Raw genomic sequence first — 25,854 nt, forward strand, 5'->3', positions numbered from 1 at the left:
GCTTATTATGCCCATTGAAAATATTGCAACATCCTCTTTTTGCATTGTAACTGTATACATATACAAAATTTAGGGAAATCAATATGTCTCCTTTTATAGAATCAATTCGAGCGGTTATTCGCACAAAACAGTACCGTTTGAAAACTGAAAAGTCTTATTTGTATTGGGCAAGATACTTTATTCGTTTTCGTCATTTAAAGTATCCAAATGCAGTGGGCAATAAAGAGCTAGAGACATTTTTGTCTTATCTTGCTGTTTCTAGGGGCGTGAGTGCGGCCACACAAAATCAAGCATTATGTGCTTATATTTATGTATAAGCATGTTGGAAAGAGAGTTCAAAGAGCTAAAATTTGGCTATGCTAAAAAGCCAAGAAATTTACCTACTGTGTTAAATGCACAGGAAGTACAAAAAATATTCATGTGTATGTCTGGTAAGTACTCGCTTGTAGCAGGTATTTTTTATGGATGTGGTTTGCGGGTGCACGCAGCTTTAGGTTTATGTATAAAGATTATCGATTTTGTAAATAAGTCTATTTATATATTTAGAGGTAAAGGTGGGAATGATAGGTATACGCTGTTACCACAATCCCTTGTTGAGCCTATTAAAAGCCAGATTACTACCGCTAAGGAATGTCACGATAAAGATATATGCGAGAGTTTTGGTACTGTATCCCTGCCTCTTCGTTAATTAGAAAGTACGGTAAGGCGGCTAAACAAATGAGTTGGCAATTCATGTTTCCGTCTAGTGTGCGTTGCTCGCATCCAATTGATGGTTATTATGTATGCCGCCATCCTATACATGAAACCGCCTACGCCGAGTCTTTAAGGCAAGCTGTAACTCAATCAGGTGTGATTAAACGGGTTACTGCTCGTATTTTTCGGCACTCATTAATAAAATACGTTCTTGCATTTTACCCTTCGGGCCATCCTGCGGATGTTCAATTTTAGCGCCAGACAAATTTGTGCAACGCGATTATTACAGTCAGGAGCGGATATTCGGACAGTACAAGAATTGTTGGAACATGCTGATCTTAGAACGACAGAAATATCCACACATGCGATGGGTAGCAGACGAGCAGGCATAATAAGTCCTATCGATTTACCTGATCAATGTCTTGCTTTTTGATGACGTTTATTTTTGTAAAGCTTATGTAAGGGTTGCATACCTATAAGTGATGGCTGAACCAATTGGTTAATGATGACGTATGTTGATCACTAACTTATTTACCTAGAGCAAGGTATATGCAACAAACTAAATTTTGGATTAAGGATATAGAAACGAATTCTATCACTGTGGATATGTTAACTGTATGTTCATTTGAGATGAATGTATATCTGGTTAAGCTTACCGTTGGTGACGTTACAGGTATGGTATATGAAGGTGACAGCCCTAAACGTTTTCATAGCTCGCAGTTCATCCGAGATGCGTTTGATGGCTGTAAAGTGTTAGCTGCACAAATGTTACATGAATCACCCTACGATGAGATGATAGGTAATCCTGATTCTAGGCAACAAGCCTGTACCCTGCCTTTTTCCATGGCGCAGCCTTATTAACTAGTTGCGTTAAGTGGTGCTTTAAAATTTTAAGTTTTTTTTTAGCATTGTGAATAAATAAGTACACATAATAAGCACCCATAGACACCATTATAATAATGCCAAGTATAGAGCCCCAAGCAACGGGGTCGTACAGTATTAGCTCCCAAATAGTATTCACCTCTGTTAGATAATGTCTTAACTGAGGTGATTTTAGGTCATTATTAATTTCTCATATTGAGCTAGAACAGCCTTGGTGCATGGTTTTTTTTATTATTTAAATGTCAGTGTTAGCAACTCGACAGAGTCGGTAAATGTTACCGTCTGTAATTTTCCTTTGCCTTCAACGTTAATGGTATTGACCTGCTCTGGCCAAATGTCACGCAGCGCGTCATGACGGATTGTCATATTGTCTAATTGGTTGGGTACTGAAGTGATTGCTGTTTCTTGGTATACCCAGAAAAATTTACCATCTAGTTCGACCCCCACCATTTTTAGTGGCATGAGCTGTTCATCATTATCAAACAAATTGAAGCGCTGATTAACATAGTCGCCAAATTGCTTTTGAGTTTTCTTTGAGTCAATGATGTCCGCATCTTTACCAAATATTTGTTTCACAGCATGTTCGGCATCGTGAACCCTAAAGCGGTGCATGATTTCGATGTTTTTGGTACGAGGATTAAATAAAATGGTACTAATCGCCGACTTTTGTTGGTGAGCCGAAAGTGAGAACGCTGCAAAAAGCAGCGTTCCTATTATCCAATGAATGATTTTATTCATTGTTGTTTTAGCTACCTTCATTGATATTAATTTCACTGTCTTTTTTCAGCTCAGTTTTAATGTCTTGCATGATGTCGCGAGATACTTTTTTGGTACTCTTTTTCTTTTTATAGGCTTCAATACGTGACGGGATAATTTGACGTGGATAATGGTTATTGTTTACATCAACGTCTGCTGTTTCCCAACGTGGATCAATTGTAACGCTCACTAGTTCTTTATCTTTATCAGTAATAATTAACTTATTCACTGCATCAGGTGTGCGACGCCAAATTTCAGCTGGAATATATTGGTTTTCCATTGTGCCATCAGCAAAAGTGAGTTCTAAGATAATTGGCATAACCAAGCCACCTTTATTCGAAAACTCCAACACGTAGTAGTTTTGGTCTTCTTCTATCGCACGTTCAAAAGCGGCTTTCTCCCAAGGTTTTAATTTTTTAAGGAATTTTTTGTATTTGTTGCGCTCTTTGTTGGTGACAGTAAAACGGTCATTTTTGTCATAAAAATCTACAATATCTGGAAAACGTTCTACCCAAAGTTCTTGGCCTTCGGCTTTGTTACGCTCGTCGGTCAAAGATATGGGCTTGTCTAATTCTTCCTGACGTAAACGATTAAAGTCAATATCAGGATCTTTAGTATCCAAGCGCAACTTAGAAATTTTATCTAAGGAGATGTCCACGTGATCTGTACTGTAAAACCAACCGCGCCAGAACCAGTCTAAATCAACACCCGAGGCTTCTTCCATCGTACGGAAAAAGTCTGAAGGTGTAGGGCGTTTGTATTTCCAGCGCTGTGCGTATTCTTTAAAGGCAAAATCGAATAATTCACGACCTAAAATAGTTTCACGCAATATATTTAATGCTGCAGCAGGTTTGGTGTAAGCGTTGGGGCCTAAACGTAAAACGCTATCTGACTGAGTCATAATAGGTACTTGATTAGAAGATTTCATATAACTGATTATATCGCGAGGTTCTACGCCCCAAGGAATAGTTGGATCCCACTCACGACCTGCTACACCGTCTAAAAAGCTGTTTAGGCCTTCATCCATCCACGTCCATTGACGTTCATCTGAGTTGACGATCATAGGAAAGTAAATGTGTCCTACTTCATGGATAACTACCCCGATTAAGAAACGCTTTTCTGCTTGAGAATAGGTTCGGCTGCCATCGTCTTGTAATTCTGTCCGAGGGCCATTAAAAGTGATCATCGGATATTCCATTCCACCTACTGGTCCGTTTACTGATTGAGCTACTGGATAAGGATAGTCAAAAGAAAAACGGCTATACACTTCTAACGTTTGGATCACGGCTTCAGTAGAATATTTCTTCCATAAATCGCCGCCTTCTTTTGGATAAAAAGACATCGCCATGACAAGAGGTTGGTCGTCACCACCTTGTTGGTGGCCCCGAGCATCCCACATAAATTTACGTGACGAAGCCCAAGCAAAATCACGAACGTTTTTAGCGCTGAATTTCCATGTCTTAAACTTATCAGTAACGGATTTTTCGTTTTCTAACGCTTCTTCTTCGGTTACCACAAACACAATACGATCAGCTTTTTCTGCTTCTTCTAAGCGTTTGCGTTGCGTTGATGTCAATACATTTTTAGGGTTTTGTAATGCACCAGTAGAGCTAACAATATGGTCAGCTGGAACGGTTAATTCAACGTCGTAGTTACCAAACTCTAGGGTAAACTCACCACGTCCAATAAACTCTTTGTTGGTCCAAGCTTCATAATCGGTATAAGCGTGTAAACGGGGAAACCATTGAGCTATTAAGAATATATCATTACCGCCCTCACGCTTGTCATCAGGAAAATGTTCGTATCCTGAGCGTGCTGAAACCGCATCTTCTTCTACAATATTGAAGGCAAAGTCGATGGAAAATTCAACTTTATCACCTGACTTTAGGTGAACAGGCAAGTCGATACGCATATTGGTACCTACTATAGTGTGTTTAAGATTTTTGCCCTTGTTGTCTTTGACCGATCCAATGTTGTAGCCCAAAACATTGTCGTCAGTAAATTGCTGACGACGCAATGCGCCCAAGCTAAGCTGCGCTGGTTTGCTACTAGAGGCCGCTGACGATGCTGGTCCTCGATTGCCGATACCACCAAAGGTGGTTGTCATGGCAGACATCGAGTCATTACGGAATTTGTTTTGATCTAATTGCACCCAAAGGTACTTGAGCGTATCGGGTGAATTGTTATGGTAAGTGATGTCTTGGCTAGCTTCAATTCGACGTTTTTTTTCATCTAACGTTGCTTTGATTTTGTAATCTACTTGCTGTTGCCAATATTCATGGCCGGGTTCTCCAGCTGCATTGCGGTAAACATTGGGGGTAGGCAATGATTCGTCTAATTGACGAAACTTATCTTCAAAATCACCTTTTGTTTGGCTAATTGCTGAGTTTGCCGAGCTAATAGCTGCAAACGAAAGCAATGCTATCGTAATAAATGGTTTAAACATTGTATTCCCTGATATTAAAAAAATAGTGATTGACGGCGTTTTTGCTATTTTTATCTGCTGGTACTTATTTTATGATAATTTTGCGAACAGTTCTTGACCTGACTAACTTATATTAAGAACGTTTTGATTGCACTTTTCATTCATAACGATTGCTTTTGCATGAATGAATTTATAACTAGTTGATTTTTAGATCATAGCTTATAACTACATTCGCTTGTTAATCCTTAATTTTATCGTACTCTACGCCTCTAACGCAGCGAGGTAAGATATGTTTGAGGTTAACTGGAAACGGGCAGTGATTAAAGTCGGTAGCAGCTTGATTGCACCTAATAATAATCAATGCAGTCAGGAGTTTCTATTACATATTGCCAAATTTATTAGCAATAGTCGAAAACAGGGCAAAGAAGTGATTTTGGTTTCTTCAGGCAGTGTTGCCGCAGGTAAAGGTAAAATTGCATTTAAGCACAGCCCTTCTATTGTTGAGAAGCAAGCCATGGCTGCGATAGGCCAAACTCAAATGATGGCGAATTGGGCCAGTTTGTTTGATTTTGATTGCGCGCAAATATTGCTGACTGCCGATGATTTACATAATCGCACCCGTTACGTCAATATCAAAAACACCTTACGCGAACTACTAAAAAATCATGCGCTACCTATAGTGAACGAAAATGATACTGTGGCAATTAATGAGCTAAAAGTGGGTGACAACGATAACCTAGCTGCTTACACAGCATTGGTAGCAGAGGCAGATACACTGATTATTTGTTCTGATATTGACGGTTTATATGATGCTGATCCAAGAAGCAATGCAACGGCTAAGTTAATACCTGAAGTGACCGTTATTGATGACAGCATTTATCGGTTAGCGGGCGGTGCTGGCAGCGACATAGGCACCGGTGGTATGCACACTAAAATTCAAGCAGCACAAAAATGTGTTGATTCGGGTATTCAAACTTTAATTGTTAATGGTCGAGATAAAACAGTGTTTGAAGAACTGGCCAACGGGCGCTCACCCGGCACATTATTCAAGCCAAATAAAAGCTTAGACAGTGCTCGTGATAATTGGTTAAGGCACACATTAAAAGTCAGAGGTAGGATAGATATTGACTATGGTGCTCAACAAGCATTGTTACAAAAAGGTGCATCGTTGTTACCGTCTGGCATTATTAAAGTTAATGGTCAGTTTTTGTCTGGCGAAGCGGTTGATGTGATCTATCAGGATAACGCTATAGCCAAAGGCATTGTTTTGTATAACGCATCTGATTTAAACGCAATAAAGGGGTTAAACAGCCAAAAAATTGAAGCTACTTTGGGCTACTCTTTGGGCGAAACAGCAATACATCGTGATGATTTAGTACTACTTTAAGTATCTAGCATTTAGATTACATGTTTATAAAAGGATCAATAGAATGAGTTTCTCAATTGCCGAAGCGGCACTAAAAGCCAAGAAGGCAGCACGTCAAGTCGCTAACTTAACAGCGAAGCAAAAAAATCAGTTATTAACTGATATCGCCCAAGCACTTATAGCTAATACTGATAGCATCTTAGTCGCTAATGTTAAGGACTTAGACGCAGCTAAAGAAAATAACTTAGACGCGGCCATGCTTGACCGATTAGCCCTTGATCCTAAACGTATCCAAGGTATTGCTGATGCCGTGATTGAGATAGCAGGTCAAGCTGATCCGGTTGGTAATATTGCCAATATTCAACGTATGCCAAGTGGTATTCAGGTGGGTAAAATGCGTATTCCATTGGGTGTGATTGCGATGATTTACGAATCTCGGCCTAATGTGACCATCGATGCTGCTGCGTTATGCATAAAGGCAGGTAATGCTGTGATTTTACGTGGCGGTAAAGAAGCTATACATTCAAACTTAGCCTTAGCTGTGTGCATTGAAATTGCTTTGGCCAAACAGCAACTCGATCCTGCCGCTGTGGTAGTCGTGCCTGATACAGATCGTACAGTGATGAATGAGTTGATGACGCTAGACGAATCTATTGATTTGATTATCCCTAGAGGTGGCGAAGGGCTAATTCGTTTTGTATGTGAAAATAGCCGTATCCCTGTAATTCAGCATTACAAAGGGGTGTGTCATTTATATGTAGACAGCGCAGCTGACGAAGTGAAGGCGTTGAATATACTTAAAAATGGTAAAACTCAGCGCACCGGCGTATGTAATTCTTTAGAAACATTACTAGTACACCAAGATGTCGCAGCAACGTTTTTGCCTAAAGCGGCAGCATTATTAGCCGAGTACGATACGGTTATTCACGCTTGTGAAAACAGCATCGATTTTTTCAGCGGTGCACAAATCGCGACCGAAGAAGATTGGCATGCAGAATACTTAGCTATGGAAATAGCAGTGAAAGTAGTCGCTGATTTTGAGCTGGCAATTGAACATATTGAAGAATATAGCTCAGGTCATACAGAAGTGATTGTGAGCCAAGATTATTCTAAAACTCAAGCTTTTATCCGCCGGATTAACTCTGCAGTGGTCATGGCCAATGCGTCATCACGTTTCTCTGATGGCGGCCAGTTAGGGTTAGGTGCTGAAATTGGTATCTCCACCAGCAAATTACATGCTTATGGGCCAATGGGTGCAGAATCCCTTACGACAGAAAAATTTATCGTGATGGGCGATGGTGAAGTGCGTAACTAGCTAATTAACTCGGAGTAAGCTGCCCGTTACTTTTGATACCGAGTAACGGGCATAGCTTCGAATAATAACAATCAATACTTATACACATAAGCTAAACATGACGAATAAAAACATTCTAAAGACCCACGTTAAATAGACTACCCACTCCCATTGATACCGCCATAGCTAAACATCCCCAAAACAAAACTCGTAGGGCGCCTTTGGTTTTGGAAGCACCGCCTACGTGCGCTGATATGCTGCCTAATACAACAAGGGACAATAGTGAAATGCAGATGACTGCTGGTATTAAGGTGGTCTCACTAACCAGTAATATCATCAACAGTGGTAATGAGGCGCCTATTGAAAAAGACACTGCAGAATATATCGCAGCCTGTAGAGGGTTGCCCTGAGATAAATCGGTTATGCCCAGTTCATCTCTAGCATGGCTACCTATGGCGTCTTTTTCCATTAATTGTATGGCCACTTGTTTAGCTAATCGAGACTCGACCCCTCTTTCTTGGTAGATGCTAGCTAACTCTTCTACTTCTAATGTCCAATTTTTTTGAATATGACTTTTTTCTAGGGTCAGTTCTGCTTTTTCAATATCAGTTTGAGAGCTAACTGATACATATTCACCCGCGGCCATCGACATTGCGCCCGCCACTAGACCCGCTATACCAACAGTGAATAGGTTATCACCCGCTGCTTGCGAGGCAGCGACACCAATTATTAAGCTTGCAGTAGATACGATGCCATCGTTGGCACCTAATACTACGGCGCGTATCCAACCTATGCGGTCTGATTTGTGTTCGTGATTGTAATCCACTTTATTCCTTAAATCGCAACATTCGTTTCAGGGTGCTATCCCTCTTGATATAGTGATGACCCAGAGCTGCTGTAGCATGTAGGGCAATGAGACCGTAGCCAACTTTACCCAAGGTTTCGTGTATTTCTTCAATGTCGTGGGCAAGATCTTTATTTGTATCCAGAAGAGACGGTAATTCAAAGCTCAGTATATTAATAATATGCCCTTCGGCACTGACGATAGACCAACCCAAAAGGGGCATGATAATCATTAATACATATAGTGCAAAGAACACAAATTTTGACAAGTAAGTCTGAAATTTACCATAGTTTTCACGGCTTGGGGTTTCGGTGACAACTCGCACTAAAATACGCAACCACACCACTACAAAAACCGAGAGTCCTAACAAAAAATGTGCAGTTTTAATCAGTTCGCGATCTTCTGAGCCACGTGGAAATATAACGCGTAGTTCAATGGTAGAATAAACACCTATAAACATCAGTACCATTAACCAATGTAACCATACTGAAACAGCAGCGTATCTGTTTTGCATTGATATCTCTTCTAATCCTACATTATAAAGCTTAGCTATAAATCTAACATACTACGACTCGCTATTGTCCGCTGGCGGTTTGCTCTAACATCGCGTAATAAAATTGGATGGCGTTGAAATAGTCTTTGACAGTAATTTGCTCATTCAGCCCGTGGAATTGTTTTAGTGTGTCTGGATTGAGTGAGACCATCATAAAGCGATAAATATTATCAGAGAGTGCCTGAAAATGCCTTGAATCTGTTGCCCCTTGTACCAGGTAGGGCGTGACAAGCACATTGTCGTTCAAACGTCTGATTGAGCTTTCTATTAACTTGAAACCAATATTATCGGTGGGTGATACTGCTGATGCTTCGTTGGCCAGTTCTGCAGAAAGTACCACTCGAGAGTCATCGATTACGCGTTCAAGGTGCGCTTGAATACTGTCTACTGTATCGCCGGGTAATATTCTAAAATTTACCACTGCGGTTGCAATAGTAGGGAGTACGTTTGACTTAGTGCTGCCTTGTAACATAGTGACGGCTGTTGTAGTGCGAGCGCTGGCTGCTGAGCTGGGGCTTTTAAGAAGTTTGCTAAGTACTAATGGTTCAAATAACCATAAGTTAGCCAGAGGTAAACGTTGGGATAACGGCATCGAATAACCAATGTTATCGAACATCAATTCAAAAAACTCAGTTCGGGTATCAAACGGGTTGTTTTCTAGATTCACTATGGCACTGGCCAAAATGCCCGCTGCAGTATGTGCTGGTGGTTGTGATGAATGTCCACCCTCAGCTTTCACGCTAAGCCTAAAATTCACAAAGCCTTTTTCGGCCACTCCCACTAAAGCTATGGGTTGAGTTGTACCGGGAATAATACCGTCGGTAATCACGCCACCTTCGTCTAAGATAAATTCAAACTGGATACCTTGCTCAACAAAATATTTGGCTATCGCTTTTGCACCTGCGCCGCCTGCCTCCTCATCGTGACCAAAGGCAAAATAGATATCTCTTTGGGGTATTTTATTTTTTGCTAAAAACCACTCTAAGGATTCCATTAGTGCCAGCACACTGACCTTATCGTCAATTGCACCTCTACCCCAAATTACGCCGTCTACTACGTTGCCGCTAAAAGGTGGTTGTAACCATTGGTCTTTAGTTTGTTCATCAACCGGCACCACATCCATATGCCCCATGAAAAGTGCGGGTTTGAGTTGTGGGTTTTGCCCTTTTAGAAGATAAACCATGCTGTAATCATTGAACTTAGTGAGTTGGGTTTTGGCATGTACTAATGGAAAAGACTGGGCTAAATGTTGGTGAAACTCTTGAAATGCTGAGTGATCAAGCTTGCTGTATTCATCATAGGAAATGGTGGGTATTTGTAGTGCAAGACTAAACCTTTCCAACACTGCGCCTTCATCTAATGCAATGGGTGTGAGAGGTTGGGTAACTTGATATTGGTTGTTTTCAAATACGCTGGTGGCGCGATAAAACAAAATAGCGACTACAACAACGATGAGAATGGCAGCAGACAACAATATTTTTTTCATTAGAACGTCACTTATTCTTATTTACTGGGTAAACTAACATTCAGTATAACCTTTCATTAAGAGTAATAAAGCCTTGTCTAACCCGGTTCTGTTTTCAATCGTGGTGCTTATTTGGGGCTCAACCTGGCTGGCTATCACCTATCAGTTTGGTGAGGTCGACCCTACACTTTCGGTTGCTTATCGATTTTTGATTGCCGCGATTATCTTATTTGTCTACTGCAAAATAAAAAAGTTATCTTTCTCTTTACCCAGGCATATCCACTTCAAAATGGCCGGTGTAGGCCTATGCTTGTATACGCTCGATTACACGCTTTTATATCAAAGCCAACAGTACATTATTAGTGCGATTGTGGCATTAATGAGCTCGGGTATGATTTACATCAACGTGTTGTTAAGACGTGTTTTATTGAAAAAACCTATTCGAAAGGAAGTGATGATTGGGGCGACCTTAGGCATGTTTGGCATAGGTTTAATATTCTTACCTGAATTTGACAAAGTCAGTGCTAATCAATATCTACTACTGGGCATTACTTTGGCGTTTACTTCGTTCTTTTTTGCTTCTTTAGGCAATGTCATCTCTGAGTTGATCCTTGATCATGGCACACCTGTTATTCAAATGAATTTTTGGGCCATGAGTTATGGCGTTGTGTTTATTTTCACCGCGGCCATCTTTAATGACGCTGAATTTACGATACCCACCAATCCTCATTACTATTACTCTATGTTCTATTTGTCAGTATTTGGTTCAGTTTTGGCGTTTGGTAGTTACATGCAGTTAGTTAAACAAATGGGCTCAGATAAAGCTGCCTATGTGGTGCTGGTTTATCCGATAGTCGCGTTGATTTTGTCGACTTTATTTGAAGGTTATCAGTGGCACACTGAGGCATTTATTGGTGTAGCCATAGTAATGTTAGGCAATGCAGTCGCGATGGGTAAACTGCCATTGCCATTGAATAAGCGTAAGTGATCAAAGATTATTAAGTTTTTTATTCAATTCATAACTAGGCTCAGTGACAATCTTTTCTAAGACTTGCACTCTTTCAGTCAATTGTTGGATCAGCAGATCTTTAACGTTTAGACTTTTCGTGGCTTGTTGTGTTTGAGTAAAAGGGTTGCTACAGCGGCCATTTAGCCAGTCTGCTAATTGCCAGTTATTCTTGTGATCTATCCAACATATAGCCAAAGAAATAATGGCGACTATTGATAATATTAGCGTAATTTTAAGTGGGTCCATAGGTTTCTCCTGAGTAACTTGTTAATGATAAATGTACTTATCTCATTTACCTTTAAACCAATAGTCTGTAACGCCATAAAAATATTACAGACTATTTGTAATATTTTTATGGCGTTACAGACTATGTTATTGAACCACTGATTTTAATTGTCTTTTTTTAGGGAAAACTGAGCCACTTGAGTAAGGATTTTAGACAGATTTTACAACAGCATGCCGCCTTATTAGGCCGTGTGTCTGCGGCTTATGAAGCAAATTTTCATTTGCGACAAGAGTTGCTGCAAGAAATTTCTTTGGCCGTGTGGCAGGCATTAGAAAAATTCAAAGGTGAAAGCAGTGTTAAAACTTATGTATTGCGTGTCGCTCATAACAAAGCAATTACCCATGTTGCCTATCACGCCAAACAGCCTCGAAACGACTCGTATTGTGAAATAGAGACCCCACAGCCAAGTCACCTTACCAGTACTGATGTGCAAATAGCCCAACAACAGCAGATTCAAACCATGCTTAATGAAATCAGAAAAATGCCCATACAAACACGCCAAGTTGTCACTATGTCGATGGAAGGGCTGAGTTATAGCGAAATAGCGGATGCTTGTGGCATAAGTAGCACCAACGCTGGGGTGATACTTAACAGAGCGAGAAAAACATTAATGGAGAACATCCATCATGCCTGACAATCACGACCCCTTAAGTCAACTTTGGCAACAACAAAAAGTGGTGCCAACAGATCTTTTAAAAGTATCTAAAAAGTGGCGTAAAATAAAGTTAAAACAACGCTGTTATGTCGTGTTGGATATATTGAGTGTAGCAGCACCTTTTGCTTTGATATGGCACAGGTCTGAAAAGTTAGATAACTTTACTATGACACTGATGCTTGGTGTTTTGTCACTTTCAGTATTTGTAGTTGCTTACATAACCTGGTTACGTCGCTTTTCTTTTGGTTGGTCAAATGCATCAACAGATCAGTACATCAAACAATTGCAAAAACAAATTGAAAGTAACATCAAGATCGCTAATTTGAGTTTACACTCAGTATGGTTTACTGCGTTGATAATGCTCGTTTTACATGGCGGTTTGTACTATTTTGAGGTATTTCCAACAGATAAGCTTATTCATAAAGCAATAATTACATTTGCAATCATTGCTGTCATGTTGCCTTGTATTTGGGTTTGGGCGTTTAAGCGCAAAAAACGATTTAGTCGTGAGTTGTTAGAACTGAACGATTTACTAGAGGGCGGTAAGGTTTGATTGATCTTCCCCTAATTTGGTAAAATCGAGCACACTGAGTCAAGGAAAAAATCCAAAGAATGAGTTGCGTGATAGCGTTTCGTTGGCTAAAAATTTCAAACAGCTAAGCCATTACATCAGTTTGCTAAGACCCCAATTATTTTGCTAGGACATTAATTGAGTTTGCCATTGCCCTCAGGTGGTTATTAGGCAGTGACCTTTTCTAAGTGGCAGAAAAAAAGGTCACCGCCCAGAAGGGATTCGAGTCAAAATTAGCACGTGGGCACCGTACGGGATGTCGATAAGCGGCAGCGCATTCTTCTGCTCTGCCGCTACAAAGCGGGTATAAAAATGTTAGTCAATGACACCTGTTCCTTAAGATTTACTTTTGCTTACTGTTCTTTTTCGCTTTAAACCACTCAACACTTTTATAGATTACCAGTGCGCATAAGCTCCAAAAAGCGATGTGATAGGCAAAGTGTACGCCTTCGCCAAGTGCGTGATCTTCGTGTGCCATAGCGCTGCTGGTGACGATAAGACATATCAATGTGAATAAGTATTTCATGGAGGTTCCTTAATTAGTTAATTTTCAATTGAGTTAATTTAGTGCAGTTTTTATATCTGCAACATGCCTTCTTTTTCAATAAATTGGATGATGTCGTCTAGGCCTTGCTTGGTTTTCATATTACTGAAAACAAAAGGTTTGTCACCACGCATTTTTTTCGCATCTCGTGCCATGACTTCTAATGAAGCGCCGACTAACTCAGCCACATCAATTTTGTTAATGATCAACAAGTCTGATTTGGTAATGCCAGGACCCCCTTTACGGGGTATTTTATCTCCGGCTGACACATCAATCACGTATAAGGTTAAGTCTGATAGTTCTGGGCTAAAAGTGGCGCTCAGGTTGTCGCCGCCGCTCTCTATGAGTACAAAGTCTAAATTGGGGTGACGTTCTTGCAAGTCATCAATAGCGGCTAGGTTCATCGAGGCATCTTCGCGAATGGCGGTGTGTGGGCAACCCCCTGTTTCTACGCCTAAAATACGGTCTGCTGAAAGTGCACCATGGCGGGTTAGAAACTCCGCATCCTCACGAGTATAGATATCGTTAGTAACAACGGCCATATCGTATTTATCTCTGAGTTCAAGACATATCATACGCAATAAAGCCGTTTTACCCGATCCTACGGGACCACCTACACCGATTCGTAAAATTTGTTTGTTTTTTGTCATAATTCACTTCTTCTTAAATAAAATTTATTGATTACGTTCTTTGTTTACGTTCTTTGTTAGTGTTCTAAATTTATGTTCTTCGCTTAAGAACGAAACAAACGTGTGTATTGGGTTTCGTGCCAAGCGCTGGCCATAGCTAAGCGCGGTAAGCTGGCACCAATATTTTCATCATCGATTTGATTGGCTTGGTCGATGGCTTGTTCAACTTGTTCGGATAATTCAAACAACAGGTTTTGCGCTTGAGTTTGACCTAGCGGCACTAACTTTGTGGCGGCAGCAACCTGGTTGTCGATATAGGCCCAGCAAAAACCACTTTGCATTACATTTAATTCAAGTCCAAACAGGAAAGCACTTAAAGCAAAGGCACTCACAAAACTGATTTCTTTTTCTCTGATTAACTGCGCATAGTGCAGACTATCAATGCTTTTAATATCCTTGAGTAAACGCATCAGCGCCTTACCCATAGCCACATCGGCTAAATATAATTCGTTACTTTCACGGCACGCTAGGGCGTGTTGGTTCCATCTATGAAAACGGCCAAAATCATCTTCTACTAATGCTTTTTGCAGACGGTTTAACAAGGCCAAGTCGGTATAAGCAATAGACTGATGTAAGTTAAAACTGATCCACTCTTTGGTGGATTCGGGGTTATTCACCCAGCCCATTTCCACCGCATACTCCAATCCTTGAGAAAACGAAAACCCGCCTACAGGTAAATTGGCACTGCATAATTGCAATAGCCGGTTGAGTGTTAACGGGCTGTGCTTAGTCGTGCTTTCAATCATGAGAATGGGAATGAATGTGGCCGTGGCCGTGCTTTTGGCTTCCATAAGCGCCGTTTTCGGGCTCAAATACCGCCGCTGTCCGATCAATCGATAAACCGTAATTTTCGGCTAGCTCTTCTAACACGTGATCAGGTTTAAAGCGCACCCATAATTCGCCAATTTGCAAAGACGTGTGGCGATTGCCTAGGTGATAACAAATACGACTAAAGTCCATCCAGTTGGTGGCGATAGCGGTGGATACCTCTTCTGCTTTGCCTTTTACCTCAATCAATAAGCCACACTCGGTTTTTAATACTTCGCCTACTAGCAAAGGATGACCTCGTTGCATAAAAACCCCCAAAGTTTGACCTTGGTCTGTGCTGATTTTAATCCGCGCTTTTTTGCGAGTGTCTTGATCTAGCGTCACTGAATCATGAATGGTGTTATGACTGGTTTCATGACTCTGAGAAAGGCGTTCAAATGCTTGTAACATGTTTTATTCAATTCCTAGTTTTTCAAATTTATAATGCAATCTGCAAAGTCGTTTTGTGCAAAATAGAACGATTTTAGGCAAAGCCGTCGAGCTTTTCCGGTGAGGAGCATATAAGTAATATGTGACTCATCAAAAAACAAAAACAATGCAGCATAAGAGCGTTCTATGCAGATTCATTAAAATAAACAGTAGCTAAGATAAACAGTAGCTAAAATAAACAGTAACGTTGGGCTAAAGGTAATACTGTAGCTGGTTCACAAGTGAGTAACTCACCATTGGCACGCACTTCATAGGTTTGTGCGTCTACCTCGATGTGTGGTTGCCAGCTATTGTGGATCATGTCGTTTTTGCCGATGTTACGGGTGTTTTTACACACGCCAATCATCCGTGTCATGCCTACTTTTTCAGGCACACCTAAGTCGATAGAAGCCTTAGACATAAAGGTCATCGATATTTTAGCCGAGGCTAAACCATACGAGCCGAACATAGGGCGATAATAAACCGGTTGCGGGGTGGGAATCGATGCGTTGGCATCGCCCATAGGGGCGGCGGCAATAAAACCTGATTTAATGATCATTGCCGGCTTAATGCCAAAAAAAGCAGGTTTCCACAATACTAAATCAGCTAACTTACCTACTTCAATCGACCCTACTTCATGGCTAATACCGTGGCTGATGGCAGGGTTGATAGTGTACTTGGCGATATAACGTTTGATCCTGAAATTATCATTACGCTCAGTATCTGGGGCTAATGGCCCTCTTTGTTGCTTCATCTTGTGCGCGGTTTGCCAAGTGCGGGTGATCATTTCACCTACTCGGCCCATCGCTTGTGAATCAGAGGCAATCATACTGATGGCACCTAAGTCATGCATGATGTCTTCGGCGGCAATGCTCTCTTTACGAATCCGTGAATCGGCAAAGGCAATATCTTCAGGAATTGAGGGGTCTAGATGGTGGCAGACCATCAGCATATCTAAATGTTCATCAATAGTATTGATGGTGTAGGGGCGTGTTGGGTTAGTTGATGATGGCAACACATTCGGCTCACCACAAGCACGAATAATATCGGGTGAGTGCCCGCCACCAGCGCCCTCAGTATGATACGTGTGAATAGTACGGCCTTTAAATGCCCCTATTGTATCTTCTACGAAACCCGATTCATTCAAAGTGTCGGTATGGATTGCGATTTGCACATCGTATCTTTCTGCGACCGATAAGCAATTGTCTATTGCTGCGGGTGTGGTGCCCCAATCTTCGTGAAGCTTTAATCCACATACCCCCGCTTCAATTTGTTCTTCTAAAGCCAAAGGTAAGCTAGCGTTGCCCTTACCTAAAAAGCCAAAATTCATAGGGAAGTCATTAGTGGCTTGCAGCATTTTGTGGATATTCCACGGGCCTGGTGTGCAAGTGGTAGCGTTGGTACCTGTCGCTGGGCCAGTGCCACCGCCTATCATAGTGGTCACACCCGACATTAAGGCTTCGTCGATTTGTTGAGGACAAATAAAATGAATGTGTGCGTCGATGCCACCAGCCGTGAGGATTAGACCTTCACCGGCAATGATTTCGGTACCAGGGCCGATTTCAATGTCAACATTATCTTGAATATCAGGGTTACCTGCTTTTCCTATTATGGCAATACGACCATCTTTGATGCCAACATCAGCTTTGACGATGCCCCAGTGGTCGACGATCAATGCATTGGTGATCACCAAATCTGGCGTGTCCTTACATGAACCTTGGCTTTGACCCATACCGTCACGAATGACCTTACCCCCGCCAAATTTGACTTCTTCGCCATAAGTGGTCGCGTCTTGTTCTACTTCGAGCCATAAGTCTGTGTCAGCAAGGCGAACTCGGTCTCCTACTGTGGGTCCAAACATATGTGCGTAAGCGTGTTTATCTATACTAGCCATAACTACAATTCTCCTTGCACTAGGGCTCTAAACCCATACACCCTGCGTTTTCCTGCAAAAGGTACTAGAGTGATCTCGCGTTCTTGTCCCGGCTCAAATCGTACGGCTGTACCTGAGGTGATATCTAAGCGATAACCTTTGCTTTTTTCTCGGTCGAAGCTCAGTGCCGCGTTGGTTTCATAGAAATGATAATGTGAGCCTACCTGAATCGGTCTATCGCCAGAGTTGGCAACGGTTATCTTACGTTTTTCGCGACCCACATTGAGTAAATGCTCGCCTGCGTCAGTTTTGATTTCGCCTAAGATCATATCTTTCGCCTTATATCTGCTTTGTCTCTAAACAATTGGGTTATGCACGGTGACTAATTTAGTGCCATCAGGGAAAGTGGCCTCAACCTGCACATCGGTGATAAGTTCTGCAATTCCCTCCATGACCTGATCACGGGTTAGTAAAGTTCGGCCATAGTCCATCATTTCTGCCACAGTTCTGCCGTCTCTAGCGCCTTCCATAATTTCCATAGAAATATAAGCCATGGCTTCTGGGTAGTTAAGCTTGACCCCACGTTTAAGGCGGCGTTCTGCTAGTAAGGCTGCAGTAAACAACAGCAGTTTGTCTTTTTCTCTTGGTAATAAATCCATCTTATTCTCTATGTTTTAAAATTAGGCCTATGAAAACAGCCTTTAGGTAAACCAAATTCTGGGTTGTACGCCTTGTTTTTCTATATACGCAGGGCGCACTAGTTTCCACAGTTCAATAAATAAATGTTTGCACTGATGCGCTTGATGCCCCAAATAACGCATCACTAATAGTTGCCGTATATCGGTAATGCTGACTAATGAGCTGGCATTATGTTCCTCAATTACCGCTCTAAGTTGTGCAATCAACTGTGCTCTTTGTTCGTTACTGACTTGGTCGCTGGGTGCATAGGCTAAAAAGGTGCCAAATACCGTATTGCCAGCTAAACCGGCAGCGTGATGCTGAATTTTACTCTCGGGCTCAATCAATACTCTATCGTGATAAATCATAATGTCATCACGGTAGAGAGTATTGAGCTGAGTAAAACGCCCGCCAGTAAAGTTTTCGTTTGAGCTAGGTAAACCTAAACAGGTCATATCCCAGCCACAATAGACGCTGGAAGCATGGAGTCTAACTTCGACGTTATTGACCCCATTGGCTTGGTTATATACCAAGGTTTCAAGAGGGAAATGTTCACACTTAGCATCTGCCTCTACGCTAATGTCAGTGACTTGTGTTTGTTTTGGATCGCCAATGGATAAATCGGTGCGAGCCCGGTAAAAACGGTTTGCCCCAGGTGTTGTCACCAAGGTGTGGGCGTTTTGCTGCACATCGATACTAATGTGAAGTTCATCGCCAGATACTATGCCTGCTGGTGGGTGTAATAAATACAAATGTGCGCAATCTCTGCCTTCGGGGTAAAAGGCTTTTTGAATGGTCAAGGGCCCACAACGTTTGGTTTTAGTCAGTTGGGTGCCATATGCCGAATGCCCCAACTGCAATGCTAAGCTGGCTAACCACCGACTTTTTACTGTGTCTAATGCTGCTTCGGTCATCTGTTACCTAAGGGTGAAAGCTCTCTATAAAAAATAAATATAAACATCGTTTAAACGGCTAAATATTCACCAACCAACTCATTTGTCAGTTCTGCCATCGGGCCAGTCGATATTACTTGGCCTTTTTCCATCAACACAAACTCTTCACCCACGGCTCGAGCGAAAGGTAATTTTTGTTCGACCAGAATGATAGTCATGCCCTGCTCTGTATTGAGTTTAAGCAACACATCACGGATAAGTTGCACAATATTTGGCTGAATACCTTCATTCGGTTCGTCTAAGATAAGCACGTTTGGGTTTAACACCAATGCTCGTCCAATGGCAAGTTGCTGCTGCTGACCACCAGACAAGTCTCCACCTTGGCGATGCAGCATTTCCTTTAATACCGGAAATAGCTCAAATACATGTTCAGGTATGGTTTTACTGGTTTGACGTCGACAATTCAAGCTGACAGTGAGGTTTTCTTCAACCGTTAGCTGAGGGAAAATATGACGCCCTTGAGGTACATAGCCTATACCAATATCTGGACGTAATTCAACTGAACTATGAGTGATATCTTGTTCGCCAAAGGTAAGTTTGCCAGAACTAACGGGTAACAGGCCCATGATGGTTTTTAATAAGGTCGTTTTTCCTACCCCGTTACGGCCCATAATACAGGTGCGAGAACCAGGTTTTATTGTTAAGTCCAAATCCCATAAAATCTGAGTGCCAGCATATTTTTGATTCACTGCGCTTAATGTGATCATCTTAGCCTTGTTCCTCACCTAAATACACACGAATAACATCAGGATTAGCTTGAATTTCTGCCATAGATCCTTCTGCCAATACTGCCCCTTGATGTAGAACGGATACTTTTTTAGCAATAGAGCGCACAAAAGCCATATCATGTTCTACCACCACCACTGAATGTTCGCCTGCCAAGGAGGTGAGTAATTCTGCAGTGCGTTCGGTTTCTTGACCTGTCATGCCTGCCACTGGCTCGTCCACCAATAATACCCTAGGTTCTGCAGCTAATAACATACCAATTTCCAACCATTGTTTTTGCCCATGGGACAGCCTGCCTGCTGGATAATGGCACTCAGAGGTTAGGCCGATAGTATGCAGAATTTCGCCAATGCGATCTTTTTGCTCACCGGATAATTTGTGAAATAGTGTTGTCCAAATCCCTTTATCACCTTTAAAGCTAAGTTCGATATTTTCAAACACAGACAACGCTTCAAACACCGTCGGTTTTTGGAATTTTCGGCCAATACCAGCTCGCGCAATTTCAGACTCATCCAACTGTAATAAATCTACTTTTTGGCCAAAGTTAACTTTACCGCTGTCAGGGCGAATTTTGCCAGTGATCACATCCATTAATGTGGTTTTACCCGCTCCATTTGCGCCGATCAAGCAGCGTAATTCTCCGTCATTAATATATAAATTTAAGTTGTTCAGTGCTTTAAATCCATCAAAACTTAAGTTCACGTCTTCTACATATAAAATCACACCATGACGGGTATCAGGCACAATGTTTTCACTGGCAGTTAATGGCGAACCTGCCTTATCAACGGTCATGAGTTTTGCTCCATTGAATCAGGTGTTTTTGAAAACTTCTGTTTGATGCTGGGTATTAATCCTGCGATACCTTTGGGCAGTAGCAAAGTGACCAATACAAATAGACCGCCGAGAGCAAACAACCAAGCCTCAGGCATAATGGCGGTAAAACGGGTTTTGGCGTAGCTGACAATAATGGCGCCGATAATCGCGCCATATAAAGAGTTTCTGCCACCTACAGCGACCCAAATTACCATTTCAATAGAGTTCAGTGGTGAAAACTCACCGGGGTTAATAATACCTACTTGTGGCACATACAAAGCACCCGCAAGGCCTGCAAGCATAGCTGAAACCACAAAAATCCATACTTTGTAATGCTCGGGTTTATAACCCACAAATCGCACTCGGCTTTCAGCATCACGAATGGCAGTGACCACTCTGCCCATTTTCGATTTAACGATAAAGTGACATACACAATAAGCTAAAGCCAAAGCAACAGCCGTAGCGATAAACAGACCTAGTTTGGTATTCGGTGATTGCAACGAAAAGCCAAATATTTCTTTAAAATCTGTCAAGCCATTGTTACCACCAAAGCCCATTTCATTACGAAAAAAAGCCAGCATTAATGCGTAAGTCATGGCCTGAGTCATAATCGATAAATACACCCCACTCACCCGTGAGCGAAAAGCTAAACTACCAAAAATAAAGGCCAGCAAACCTGGGCCTAAAAATACCATACACACCATCCATATTATGCTGTCGGAGCCTGCCCAAAACCAAGGTAGCTCTGTCAAGTTTAGGAAGACCATAAAGTCTGGTAAATCAGGGTTGCCGTAGACACCGCGATCACCAATTTGGCGCATTAGGTACATGCCCATTGCATAGCCGCCTAGCGTAAAAAAAGCACCATGACCTAAGCTTAAAATACCGCAATAACCCCAAACTAAATCTACTGCCAAGGCAAGTAAGGCATAACATAAGTATTTACCCAATAAGCTAACGGTATAATCGCTAACATGTAATGCCGACGACTCGGGGAAAAACAGATTACCTAACGTCACTAGTAAGGTTGTGATTAACAATATTCCAATAGTCAGGTGCAGCGGATTTTTACTATGAAAAAGCGACTGCTTTGTGTTGTCTTGCGTTGTGTGTGTATGCATTAGTCTGTAGACCGCCCTTTTTGTGGAAATAGCCCTTTGGGACGTTTTTGAATAAATAACACTAAGCCAACCAGCACGATGATATTGGCCAATACTGTACCTGTTACTGGTTCAAGGAATTTATTGGTTAGCCCAAGTGACATGGCTGCAACCAAGGTGCCCCATAAATTACCGACACCGCCAAACACCACGACTAAAAATGAATCAATGATATAGGCTTGACCTAAGTTGGGTCCTACGTTGGTTAATTGACTTAATACCACGCCTGCCACCCCAGCAATGCCAGAGCCAAGGCCGAAAGTAATCGCGTCTACCCAATCACTTTTGATACTTAACGCCCGCGCCATGTCACGGTTTTGGGAGACTGCTCGTACATGTAAACCTAGAGAGGTCTTTTTAAGGATCATCAGCAAAGAAACAAATACAAAAATAGAAAATATTATGATGTACAGACGATTGAAGGTCAGAGAAAAAATAGGATTGATTTGCCATGAACCACTCATCCATTCTGGGCTGATGACTTGGCGGTTTAGGGGCGAGAAAATGGTTCTCACCAGTTGTTGTAAAATCAAACTAATACCAAATGTGGCTAGCAGAGTTTCTAATGGTCGACCTTTTAAAAAGCGGATAACCCCGCGTTCGATGATGATCCCTACACTTCCCGACACAATAAACGCGGCGGGTACGGCAATCAGTAATGAATATTCAATCATCGAAGGGAAAGCTAATTGGATGACATAAGTGGTGTAAGCGCCTAACATAATCATTTCGCCGTGTGCCATATTGATCACGCCCATCACCCCAAAGGTGATAGCCAAACCAATAGCCGCTAATAGCAATACTGAACCCAGGCTTAAGCCAAAGAACACGGTTTCCAATAGGCTATAGAAGCTGGCTCGAGTTTCGATTTCTTCTAGGATGTTACTTAAGGCTTCTTGGAGAATTTGTTGCTCTGCACTGGGTTCTTTTTCGGGCAGGTTTGCTAATAAACGCACCACCTCGTTTTTGACTGTGGGCTCTAACGAACCGCTAAGTTGTCGCAATGCTTCAATCTTTTCGGCGTGGTCACCAGCTTTTAATTGTTGTAAAAATAAAGTTGTGGCCATCAGTGCCTGCACATCTTGATCTTTCTCGTTGTCAATCAGTTCAGTGATGATAGCGGTTGACTCTTTACCAGGTGAACTGAGCAATTGTTGTACTGCTTGTAAGCGCACTTGTTTGTTTTCGTCAGTTAAGTCTATTTTGGCAATTATGCTGCGCAGTGAACTGCGTAATCTGTTGTTGGTTCTGACTTTGGATAGTTTAGATTTTTTTACGTCTGGCAGTGATTGTCCTGTCAACAGGTCTGTTAATTTATACAGTCTGTTTGCTGCATCTTGAGCACGTACTAGTTGCTTATTTGCCTTTAAGTAATACAGTTCACCGTCGAGCATAAATTGTAATACGTTGCGTGTTAGCGGTTTTTTGGTTTGGGATATTTGCTCGATGAGTGGAGCCATATTGCGTAATGTGGTCGTGGGTAGCTTATTGACCAGAGAGGTCAGTTTTGAATGAGTCTTTTTATTAACTTTTTTATTAATTTCGTCATTAACCTCTGCTTTTATGGCATAGCTTTGCCCAGATATTACTAACAACAGCAATAGTAAAAATATTCGGTGCATTGCTTATTCCTTGCCCTGTGAATTAAAAAAGTCCGGCTCCAAAAAACACAAGAAGCCGAACAAATAGGGACAGTTTTATTGTAAAATTATCAGCCACCTTACACACATATTAAACTTAGAAATTTTGACCAGAGCACTTCGCTGTTTTGACATCAAAGTTCCCACAGTTCACCGGTGCCGTCCAATCAGAAATGAGGTTTTGAGAGCTAGGTAAAAAGTTAGACCAAGCATCACCAATCACAGTATCTGGGGTTTCCCATACCACCTCGAATTGACCGTTGTCTTGGATTTCACCTATAAGTACTGGCTTGGATAAGTGATGGTTAGCATTCATGACTGCAGTTCCACCTGTTAAGTTAGGTACTGCTATACCAATCATGGCTTGCTCAACAGCGTCCACTTCAGTTGTACCCGCTTTTTCAACTGCCTTTACCCACATCTCAAAACCAATATAAGTGGCTTCCATTGGATCATTAGTGACACGTTTGTCGTCACCAATATATTCTTTCCATTGTGCAATAAAGGTATCATTTTCTTCGGACTCTACACTTTGGAAGTAGTTCCAAGCAGCTAAATGACCCACTAAAGGTGCGGTATCAAAACCGGATAACTCTTCTTCACCTACAGAAAATGCAATAACAGGGATATCTTCAGCAGATATACCTTGGTTACCTAATTCTTTGTAAAATGGAATGTTTGCGTCACCGTTAACGGTAGACACAACAGCGGTTTTTTTGCCTGTGGAACCAAACGTTTTAATGTCAGACACTATGCCTTGCCAATCAGAATGACCAAAAGGTGTATAACTGATCATAATGTCTTCGTCTTTTACACCTTTTGCTTTTAAATAAGCTTCAAGAATTTTGTTGGTGGTACGTGGGTAAACATAATCAGTTCCAGCGAGAACCCAGCGAGTAGCACCGATATCATTCATTAAATAGTCAACGGCTGGAATAGCTTGTTGATTAGGTGCCGCGCCAGTATAAAATACGTTTTTAGAGGACTCTTCACCTTCATACTGCACCGGATAAAACAACAAACCATTCAGTTCTTCGAGAACAGGTAACGCTGATTTGCGCGATACAGAGGTCCAGCAACCAAAAATAACATCGACTTTGTCTTTAGCTAACAGCTCACGGGTTTTCTCCGCAAATAGCGGCCAGTTTGATGCAGGATCAACGACTACGGCTTCAAGTTTTTTGCCTAAGATGCCACCTTTTTTATTTTGTTTTTCAATCATCATCAGCACTGTGTCTTTGAGTGTTGTTTCACTGATCGCCATGGTGCCTGACAACGAATGTAGAACACCGACTTTGATGGTGTCGGCAGCGAGAGACATATGAGCGACTAAGCTGCTAGCAATAATTGAGCTAGCAACAATGAGTTTTTTTAGTTTCATTATTTTTTTTCCTATTTATGTGTTTGTTTTACTTATAAAAAACACTTACAAAGTGCTTAAAATCGACTTAGAAGGTAATGAGCGCCTCGATAGCTATACTGTCTGAATCTATTCCACTTACGTCGTCGGAGTCCATGCGGTATTCAAATACCATTAACAAGTTGTCGTTGACTGCATAGCTTGGTGCAATAGTGATAGCGCTCATGTCTTCCCACGTCATTCCGGTAGCATCTTCGACTTCGTAATCGTGATATCTCACAGTCACACCAAATGTATCGAACGCATAGTTGGCCATAAGTAAGTAGCCACTAGCGTCTGCAGCAGCAAGAGATGTGTACTCTGAAGCGTTGATCTCAGCGGCTAAAGTGAGGGGGCCCTCAGCATACATTGCCCACATATTGAACATTGTGGTGTCTTCGTTGGTGCCCGCTAATTTATCAAAAGAATAAAATGCTTTGATGGTGATTGAATCAGTTGGCATCAAGGCAATCATAGTTTCAACGCCAGGCTCTTCTGAATTTGTTGATTCAGGGTCTGCTAGGTCGTTTACAACAGATACAGCTACGGCGTAACCGTCACCATTATAAAGACCCGATACACCCTGTTGATAATAACCGTAAAAATACTTTGCATAGCCTGTGCCTGAATATTGGAAGAGGCCAGTGGGTTCTTCTGTTTCCCAACCTGAATAACTTAAGAAGCGACCCGCTTTAACAGAAAATTCATCAGATACCGCATAGGTTAAAAAAGCTTGCTCAAGGTCCACTTCGCTACCTTGATATTCAACATCGATAAAAGCTTTTAATTGATTACCAAAATCATAAGCAAAGTTAAATTCAACTTGATCAATGCCTGAGTCGCTAGTTGAACCAGTGCCGTCGGTATCGATAGAAAGGTAAGACATGTCAATAAAACCGCTGACACTGAGTTTGTCCATATGGTCTTCAGCTTGAGCTAAAGATATAGTGCCTAATGAAAGTAACAATGTAGCTGCCACTGGGCTGAGTTTAGTGCGTCGTTTCATGTGTCTGTTCCGAGTTATTAGAAAGTATAAATGTGTTTTGGTTATCTTTTTAAAGCTGATAATTCTGCAACACAGCGCTTTTTAGAGCAGCAACAGTATCTCTGCTTTGGTCAATATCTAATATGGGCAGAAGTGCGCAATCGACTACGTCGATCTACGCATATTCGCGGACTGTGAATTTGTGTAAGGTTAAGTAACCTGTATTACAGATAAGTTATGCTGACTGTTGCCGCACTTGGGATAAAAGTAGGTATAAATAGCAGTTATAAATAGCAGTTATAAATAGCAGTTATAAATAGCAGTTATAAATAGCATTTATAAAGAGTAGGTATAGAAAC

29 protein-coding genes are annotated in these 25,854 nt (G+C 41.6%); 9 read left to right on the forward strand and 20 right to left on the reverse strand.

Annotated features, from left to right (window positions below; translation table 11 throughout):
- Positions 1-83 precede the first annotated feature (83 nt).
- The 4 genes from QZ562_RS09095 (at position 84) to QZ562_RS09110 (ending at position 1,554) form a co-directional block, all read left to right on the forward strand.
- Entirely contained in the window at positions 84-317 is a 234-nt protein-coding gene (locus QZ562_RS09095) for a phage integrase N-terminal SAM-like domain-containing protein (protein WP_293759308.1), read from the forward strand.
- Between the two features lie 2 nt (positions 318-319).
- Positions 320-688: a tyrosine-type recombinase/integrase gene (locus tag QZ562_RS09100; protein ID WP_293759309.1), complete on the forward strand. Its 369-nt coding sequence runs from the start codon at positions 320-322 to the stop codon at positions 686-688.
- Between the two features lie 246 nt (positions 689-934).
- Positions 935-1,126, forward strand: a complete 192-nt coding sequence (locus QZ562_RS09105; protein WP_293759310.1) for a tyrosine-type recombinase/integrase — start codon at positions 935-937, stop codon at positions 1,124-1,126.
- A gap of 116 nt (positions 1,127-1,242) precedes the next feature.
- Positions 1,243-1,554, forward strand: a complete 312-nt coding sequence (locus tag QZ562_RS09110; protein ID WP_293759311.1) for a DUF6482 family protein — start codon at positions 1,243-1,245, stop codon at positions 1,552-1,554.
- A 252-nt stretch (positions 1,555-1,806) separates the two neighbouring features.
- Here the strand turns inward: QZ562_RS09110 and QZ562_RS09115 are convergent, their stop codons facing one another.
- Positions 1,807-2,313, reverse strand: coding sequence for a DUF6702 family protein (locus QZ562_RS09115; protein ID WP_293759312.1), 507 nt, complete (start codon positions 2,311-2,313; stop codon positions 1,807-1,809).
- Between the two features lie 7 nt (positions 2,314-2,320).
- Positions 2,321-4,777: a M1 family metallopeptidase gene (locus tag QZ562_RS09120; RefSeq protein WP_293759313.1), complete on the reverse strand. Its 2,457-nt coding sequence runs from the start codon at positions 4,775-4,777 to the stop codon at positions 2,321-2,323.
- Positions 4,778-5,045: 268 nt separating this feature from the next.
- Between QZ562_RS09120 and proB the strand changes: the two genes are divergently transcribed.
- Together proB and QZ562_RS09130 are read left to right on the forward strand one after the other, a co-directional pair.
- Positions 5,046-6,143, forward strand: coding sequence for a glutamate 5-kinase (proB, locus tag QZ562_RS09125; RefSeq protein WP_293759314.1), 1,098 nt, complete (start codon positions 5,046-5,048; stop codon positions 6,141-6,143).
- Between the two features lie 43 nt (positions 6,144-6,186).
- Positions 6,187-7,437 carry a glutamate-5-semialdehyde dehydrogenase gene (locus tag QZ562_RS09130; protein WP_293759315.1) on the forward strand — a complete coding sequence of 417 codons (1,251 nt, stop codon included), beginning with the start codon at positions 6,187-6,189 and terminating at the stop codon, positions 7,435-7,437.
- A gap of 115 nt (positions 7,438-7,552) precedes the next feature.
- Here QZ562_RS09130 and QZ562_RS09135 read toward each other — a convergent pair whose 3' ends face one another.
- The 3 genes from QZ562_RS09135 to QZ562_RS09145 form a co-directional block, all read right to left on the reverse strand.
- Positions 7,553-8,242, reverse strand: coding sequence for a VIT family protein (locus tag QZ562_RS09135; protein WP_293759316.1), 690 nt, complete (start codon positions 8,240-8,242; stop codon positions 7,553-7,555).
- Between the two features lies 1 nt (position 8,243).
- The gene (locus QZ562_RS09140; RefSeq protein ID WP_293759317.1) at positions 8,244-8,774 is read right to left on the reverse strand and encodes a cytochrome b; all 531 of its coding nucleotides are present in this window, start codon (positions 8,772-8,774) and stop codon (positions 8,244-8,246) included.
- A gap of 61 nt (positions 8,775-8,835) precedes the next feature.
- Positions 8,836-10,299, reverse strand: a complete 1,464-nt coding sequence (locus tag QZ562_RS09145) for a M20 family peptidase (RefSeq protein ID WP_293759318.1) — start codon at positions 10,297-10,299, stop codon at positions 8,836-8,838.
- Between the two features lie 73 nt (positions 10,300-10,372).
- On the opposite strand from QZ562_RS09145, the gene QZ562_RS09150 reads away from it, so the two are divergent.
- On the forward strand, positions 10,373-11,266 hold the full coding sequence (locus tag QZ562_RS09150; protein ID WP_293759319.1) for a DMT family transporter: 894 nt from the start codon (positions 10,373-10,375) through the stop codon (positions 11,264-11,266).
- On the opposite strand, the gene QZ562_RS09155 is transcribed toward QZ562_RS09150, so the two are convergent.
- The gene (locus QZ562_RS09155) at positions 11,267-11,533 is read right to left on the reverse strand and encodes a hypothetical protein (RefSeq protein WP_293759320.1); all 267 of its coding nucleotides are present in this window, start codon (positions 11,531-11,533) and stop codon (positions 11,267-11,269) included. It lies immediately after the preceding gene.
- Between the two features lie 176 nt (positions 11,534-11,709).
- On the opposite strand from QZ562_RS09155, the gene QZ562_RS09160 reads away from it, so the two are divergent.
- A complete protein-coding gene (locus tag QZ562_RS09160; RefSeq protein ID WP_293759321.1) occupies positions 11,710-12,207 on the forward strand; it encodes an RNA polymerase sigma factor in 498 nt (165 codons plus the stop codon).
- A complete protein-coding gene (locus QZ562_RS09165; RefSeq protein ID WP_293759322.1) occupies positions 12,200-12,781 on the forward strand; it encodes a hypothetical protein in 582 nt (193 codons plus the stop codon). Before QZ562_RS09160 ends, QZ562_RS09165 begins: the two co-directional genes overlap by 8 nt.
- 361 nt (positions 12,782-13,142) lie before the next feature.
- Here the strand turns inward: QZ562_RS09165 and QZ562_RS09170 are convergent, their stop codons facing one another.
- The 14 genes from QZ562_RS09170 to QZ562_RS09235 form a co-directional block, all read right to left on the reverse strand.
- On the reverse strand, positions 13,143-13,325 hold the full coding sequence (locus tag QZ562_RS09170; protein ID WP_293759323.1) for a hypothetical protein: 183 nt from the start codon (positions 13,323-13,325) through the stop codon (positions 13,143-13,145).
- Between the two features lie 50 nt (positions 13,326-13,375).
- Complete coding sequence (ureG, locus tag QZ562_RS09175; RefSeq protein ID WP_293759324.1) at positions 13,376-13,993, reverse strand: urease accessory protein UreG; 618 nt, start codon at positions 13,991-13,993, stop codon at positions 13,376-13,378.
- A gap of 83 nt (positions 13,994-14,076) precedes the next feature.
- Positions 14,077-14,823 (reverse strand): urease accessory protein UreF, encoded by a 747-nt coding sequence (locus QZ562_RS09180; protein WP_363315344.1) that lies wholly within the window; start codon positions 14,821-14,823, stop codon positions 14,077-14,079.
- A complete protein-coding gene (gene ureE, locus QZ562_RS09185; RefSeq protein WP_293759326.1) occupies positions 14,771-15,250 on the reverse strand; it encodes an urease accessory protein UreE in 480 nt (159 codons plus the stop codon). The genes QZ562_RS09180 and ureE overlap by 53 nt, the downstream gene beginning before the upstream one ends.
- Positions 15,251-15,458: 208 nt before the next feature.
- A complete protein-coding gene (gene ureC / locus QZ562_RS09190) occupies positions 15,459-17,162 on the reverse strand; it encodes an urease subunit alpha (protein WP_293759327.1) in 1,704 nt (567 codons plus the stop codon).
- Positions 17,163-17,164: 2 nt separating this feature from the next.
- Complete coding sequence (locus QZ562_RS09195; RefSeq protein WP_293759328.1) at positions 17,165-17,470, reverse strand: urease subunit beta; 306 nt, start codon at positions 17,468-17,470, stop codon at positions 17,165-17,167.
- A 27-nt stretch (positions 17,471-17,497) separates the two neighbouring features.
- Complete coding sequence (ureA, locus tag QZ562_RS09200) at positions 17,498-17,800, reverse strand: urease subunit gamma (protein ID WP_007636723.1); 303 nt, start codon at positions 17,798-17,800, stop codon at positions 17,498-17,500.
- 42 nt (positions 17,801-17,842) lie between these two features.
- The gene (locus QZ562_RS09205) at positions 17,843-18,733 is read right to left on the reverse strand and encodes an urease accessory protein UreD (RefSeq protein ID WP_293759329.1); all 891 of its coding nucleotides are present in this window, start codon (positions 18,731-18,733) and stop codon (positions 17,843-17,845) included.
- A 50-nt stretch (positions 18,734-18,783) separates the two neighbouring features.
- Complete coding sequence (gene urtE, locus QZ562_RS09210; RefSeq protein WP_293759330.1) at positions 18,784-19,479, reverse strand: urea ABC transporter ATP-binding subunit UrtE; 696 nt, start codon at positions 19,477-19,479, stop codon at positions 18,784-18,786.
- A 1-nt stretch (position 19,480) separates the two neighbouring features.
- The gene (gene urtD, locus QZ562_RS09215; RefSeq protein WP_293759331.1) at positions 19,481-20,290 is read right to left on the reverse strand and encodes an urea ABC transporter ATP-binding protein UrtD; all 810 of its coding nucleotides are present in this window, start codon (positions 20,288-20,290) and stop codon (positions 19,481-19,483) included.
- Positions 20,287-21,432: an urea ABC transporter permease subunit UrtC gene (urtC, locus tag QZ562_RS09220; protein WP_293759332.1), complete on the reverse strand. Its 1,146-nt coding sequence runs from the start codon at positions 21,430-21,432 to the stop codon at positions 20,287-20,289. The genes urtD and urtC overlap by 4 nt, the downstream gene beginning before the upstream one ends.
- The gene (gene urtB / locus QZ562_RS09225; RefSeq protein ID WP_293759333.1) at positions 21,432-23,093 is read right to left on the reverse strand and encodes an urea ABC transporter permease subunit UrtB; all 1,662 of its coding nucleotides are present in this window, start codon (positions 23,091-23,093) and stop codon (positions 21,432-21,434) included. The genes urtC and urtB overlap by 1 nt, the downstream gene beginning before the upstream one ends.
- Before the next feature lie 115 nt (positions 23,094-23,208).
- Entirely contained in the window at positions 23,209-24,492 is a 1,284-nt protein-coding gene (gene urtA / locus QZ562_RS09230; protein WP_293759334.1) for an urea ABC transporter substrate-binding protein, read from the reverse strand.
- A 67-nt stretch (positions 24,493-24,559) separates the two neighbouring features.
- The gene (locus QZ562_RS09235; RefSeq protein WP_293759335.1) at positions 24,560-25,516 is read right to left on the reverse strand and encodes a porin; all 957 of its coding nucleotides are present in this window, start codon (positions 25,514-25,516) and stop codon (positions 24,560-24,562) included.
- Between the last annotated feature and the right edge of the window lie 338 nt (positions 25,517-25,854).

This window comes from uncultured Paraglaciecola sp., from assembly GCF_913058035.1.
Classification (GTDB): Bacteria; Pseudomonadota; Gammaproteobacteria; order Enterobacterales; family Alteromonadaceae; genus Paraglaciecola.